Source organism: Pseudoalteromonas sp. TB64 (assembly GCF_000498095.1).
Lineage (GTDB): Bacteria > Pseudomonadota > Gammaproteobacteria > Enterobacterales > Alteromonadaceae > Pseudoalteromonas.
Map to the genome: position 1 here is coordinate 1 of NZ_AUTQ01000036.1, position 4,960 is coordinate 4,960.

Below are 4,960 nucleotides of genomic sequence, written 5' to 3' on the forward strand. Positions count from 1 at the left end.
GAATAAATTCAGAAGCCTTTATAAACTAACCAGAAGATCGGTCAATGGATCGTTAAATATTTCTTAACTGATCGGCATTAAGCCCAAAGGCTTGCTTTAATATTCTTAAAAAAAGTGATTAAACTTTAAGGTAATCCATAATACCTTCTGCGGCATTACGCCCCTCAAAAATAGCAGTTACCACTAAATCCGAGCCTCGCACTATATCGCCACCAGCAAATATTTTCGGGTTAGTAGTCTGATGTGTAAACTCACCTTGCTCTGGAGCATTAATACCACCCCAGTGGTTTATTTCTACATCATACTTTTCTAACCAATCCATTTTATGAGGCTGAAAACCAAACGCCATTATAACTTGATCGGCTTCAATTACATGCTCTGAACCAGGTACTTCTTCAGCGCGGCTTCGGCCTTTTGCATCAGGCTCACCTAATTTAGTTTTCACCATTTTAACGCCAGTTACTTTACCATTTTCGTTCAGTACAATGCCTTTAGGCTGAACATTGTAAGTAAAGATTACACCCTCTTCTTTCGCGTTTTTAACTTCGCGTTTAGAGCCTGGCATATTTTCTTTATCACGACGATATGCACACGTTACTTTTGCAGCATTTTGTCGAATAGATGTACGCACACAGTCCATTGCTGTATCACCACCACCAAGTACAACTACTTTTTGATTAGCCATATCAATACAAGGTTGTTTTGTCTCGTCGTAACCCATTACACGGTTTGTATTACCAATCAAAAACGGCAGTGCATCGTGAACACCTGGCGCATCTTCATTTTCAAGACCCGCACGCATACTCTGATATGTACCAACCCCTAAAAACACCGCGTCATAATCAGCTAAAATTTGTTCAAGCGTAATATCAACACCAACTTCAACATTTAGCTTAAAGTCTACGCCCATTTCAGTGAAAATTTCGCGACGCTTTTGCATTACTGATTTTTCAAGTTTAAAAGAAGGAATACCAAACGTTAGTAGTCCACCTATTTCTGGGTGGCGATCAAATACCACTGGTTTAACACCATTGCGTACTAAAATATCTGCACAACCTAAGCCTGCAGGACCGGCACCAATAATAGCTACTTTTTTATCAGTCCATGTTACATAAGACATATCAGGCTTCCAGCCCATTTTAAATGCTTCATCGGTAATATACTTCTCAATATTACCAATTGTTACAGCACCAAATTCTTCATCTAATGTACACGAACCTTCACACAGGCGGTCTTGCGGGCAAACACGCCCACACACTTCTGGTAAACTATTTGTACGATGAGAAAGCTCAGCCGCCTCTATAATACGGCCCGTACGTATTAACTTTAACCATTGTGGAATGTAGTTATGCACTGGGCATTTCCATTCACAGTAAGGGTTACCACAATCTAAACAACGGTCTGCTTGCGAGTTAACCTGATTCTCTGAAAAGGGTTCGTAAATTTCCACGAAAGATTTTTTACGCGACGATATTGGTTTTTTGCGTGGGTCTACACGCTGCACGTCTATAAATTGATATACATTTTCGCTCATACTTCCCCCTTATTGCGCTTGAACACGTAGTTCAGCGCTACTGCGAGCGCGATGCCCGAGTAAACTTTTTACATCACTTGAAATTGGCTTAACTAATTTAAACATAGGTAAATACAATTCAAAGTTAGCTAAAATACTTTCTGCTCTACATGAACCGGTAAGCTCTAAATGCTCAGCTATTAATCCACGTAAATGCTCTTGATGCGATGTTAATTCGTCTAGCGTTACTATTTCAACAAGCTCTGGGTTAATGCGTTTTTCAAAATCGTTTCGCTCATCTAAAATATAAGCAAAACCACCGGTCATACCTGCGCCAAAATTAACGCCTACATTACCCAGTACACACACAACGCCGCCAGTCATGTATTCACAACCATTATCGCCAACACCCTCTACAACCGCTTGCACGCCAGAGTTACGAACCGCAAAGCGCTCACCAGCACAACCTGCTGCAAATAGCTTCCCACCCGTAGCACCATACAAACATGTATTACCAGCAATAGTAGCCTTATGGCTTTCGAACGATGAACCCAATGGTGGACGAATAACTAACTTACCACCCGCCATACCTTTGCCTACGTAATCGTTAGCATCGCCTACTAGTGTCATTTCAAGACCACCCGCATTCCACACACCAAATGATTGACCTGCAGTACCGTGTAGTTCAATTGCTACAGGATCAGCTGCCATACCTTGGTTGCCATGTTTATCAGCAATATAACCAGAAAGCATTGCACCTACCGATCTGTCGGTATTGCAAATACGACTCACAAGCGAAATACCGCTTGATGTGTCGATTGCCTCTTGTGCTTTAGCAAGCAAACTTTCGTTTAACTTACCTAAGTAATGCGAGCTATTTGGTGTACTGCAATAAAGTGTTTCACCCGTTGGGTTATTTGGTTGAGCTAAAACAGACGATAAATCAATTTTCTTCTGTTTTGCTGTTTTGCCTTCAATTGCTTCTAGTAAATCTAAACGACCGATTAAATCAGTTAAGTTTACAACACCTAAGCTTGCCATGATTTCACGTGCTTCTTGCGCTATAAACTTAAAGTAGTTCATCGCCATTTCTGGTAAGCCGTGGTAATGCTTTTGGCGCAACGTTTCATCTTGTGTTGCAACACCGGTCGCACAGTTATTTAAGTGGCAAATACGTAAGTATTTACAACCAAGCGCAACCATTGGACCTGTACCAAAGCCAAAGCTTTCTGCACCTAAAATTGCCGCTTTAATTATATCTAAACCTGTTTTTAAGCCACCATCTGTTTGTAAACGAATACGATGACGTAGTCCGTTTTCAACAAGGGCTTGCTGCGTTTCGGCTAAACCAAGTTCCCATGGACTACCAGCATACTTAACCGAAGTAAGTGGGCTTGCACCTGTGCCGCCATCATAGCCAGAAATCGTAATTAAATCGGCATATGCTTTAGCAACACCTGTTGCAATTGTTCCTACACCGGGCTCTGAAACCAGTTTCACAGAAATTAGCGCTTTAGGGTTTACTTGTTTTAAATCGAAAATCAGCTGTGCTAAATCTTCAATTGAATAAATATCGTGATGTGGTGGTGGCGAAATTAACGTAACACCGGGAACCGAATAACGAAGTTTAGCAATGTATGGGGTTACTTTTTCACCCGGTAATTGACCGCCTTCGCCTGGTTTTGCACCTTGCGCTACTTTAATTTGAATAACATCGGCACTACGTAAGTAATGCGGCGTTACGCCAAATCGACCTGAAGCAACTTGTTTAATACGCGAGTTTTTCTCGGTACCATAACGAAGTTTATCTTCACCACCTTCACCTGAGTTTGAACAACCGCCTAAGCGATTCATTGCAATTGCCAGTGCTTCATGAGCTTCTGGCGATAATGCACCAATACTCATTGCTGCTGAATCGAAACGCTTATATAGGTTTTCTGCAGGCTCTACATCATCGATGCTAATGCCTTGCTCTGGAATTTTAAGCGCAAGCATGTCACGTAAAGTGGCAATAGGACGCGTATTAACAAGTTTTGCATATTCACTGTAATCACTGTATTCACCAGAACGAACTGCTTTTTGCAGAGTTTGGATTACATCAGGATTATAAGCATGGTACTCGCCACCATGTACGTACTTAAACAAGCCGCCGTGGCTTAATAATTTACGCTTACTTAAAGCAAGTTTGTGTAAGCTTTGTTGATCGTCATCAAAATCTGTAAAGCAAGCGCCTTTAATTCGACTTGCAACACCTTTGAAGCACATTTCAACAATAGCATCAGATAGGCCAACGGCTTCAAACAACATTGAACAACGATAAGATGCAACGGTACTTATGCCCATCTTAGACATAATTTTATACAAGCCTTTATTGATAGCTTTACGGTACGCAAGAGTTACCTCGCAGTACGACTTATCAATAATTTTGTTATCGCTCATTGCTACAAGTGATTCATAAGCAAGATACGGATAAATTGCTGTTGCACCAAAACCTAGTAACACAGCAAATTGATGCGCATCGCGCACACTCGCTGTTTCAATAATAATATTTGATTCACAACGTAAATTGTTATCTACAAGACGATTTTGTACAGCGCCTACAGCCATTGCCGCAGGGATTGGTAAATTCGTTTCATCAAAATTACGGTCTGTTAAAATAAGCATGATACAACCAGCGGCTGCTTTTTCTTGAGCTTGGTCACAAATACGCGTAACCGCGTTTTCTAAGCCTTCTTCAACTGTATAGGTAATATCAATTTTACAGTAGCTGTAATGCGCTTCATCAGCATTAAGTAACTGCTGCATGTCTGCGTACATTAAAATAGGTGTATCAAACTGTAAACGCTTAGCATGACCTGTTGTTTCATTGAATACGTTTTGCTCACTACCAATACAGGTAGCAAGTGACATCACGTGATTTTCACGCAATGGATCGATCGGTGGATTGGTTACTTGCGCAAATTTTTGACGGAAATAGTCGTAAAGCGAACGGTGCCCTTCACTAAGCACTGCAAATGGCGTGTCATCACCCATTGAGCCAGTTGCTTCTTGACCATTTTCACCCATTACACGAATAACGCTATCGAGTTCTTCGTTGGTATAGCCAAACATTTTTTGGTACTTAACCAACGTTTCATCATCAAAAGAGCGATTACCGGCGTCTTGCTCAGTAAGTTCTTCAAATGGAACTAAACGTTTAACATTTTCTTCAAGCCATGATTTATAAGGATGGCGAGATTTCAAATCTTGATCGATTTCGTCAGAGTGCCAAATTTTGCCAAGCTTAGTATCGATTACTAAAAGCTCACCAGGTCCTACACGACCTTTTTCTACAACTTCATCGGCGGTGTAATCCCAAATACCCACTTCTGATGCGAGTGTAATAAAACCATCTTGTGTAATTACATAGCGCGCCGGACGAAGTCCGTTACGGTCTAGGTTACAAGC

General features: G+C 41.2%; 2 protein-coding genes. Both read right to left on the reverse strand.

What is annotated here, in order from left to right; translation table 11 throughout:
• Nucleotides 1-118: 118 nt before the first annotated feature.
• The gene (locus L647_RS0101150; RefSeq protein ID WP_024609574.1) at nucleotides 119-1,534 is read right to left on the reverse strand and encodes an FAD-dependent oxidoreductase; all 1,416 of its coding nucleotides are present in this window, start codon (nucleotides 1,532-1,534) and stop codon (nucleotides 119-121) included.
• Between the two features lie 9 nt (nucleotides 1,535-1,543).
• On the reverse strand, nucleotides 1,544-4,960 hold a 3,417-nt coding region (gene gltB / locus L647_RS0101155), incomplete at its 5' end, for a glutamate synthase large subunit (RefSeq protein ID WP_024609575.1).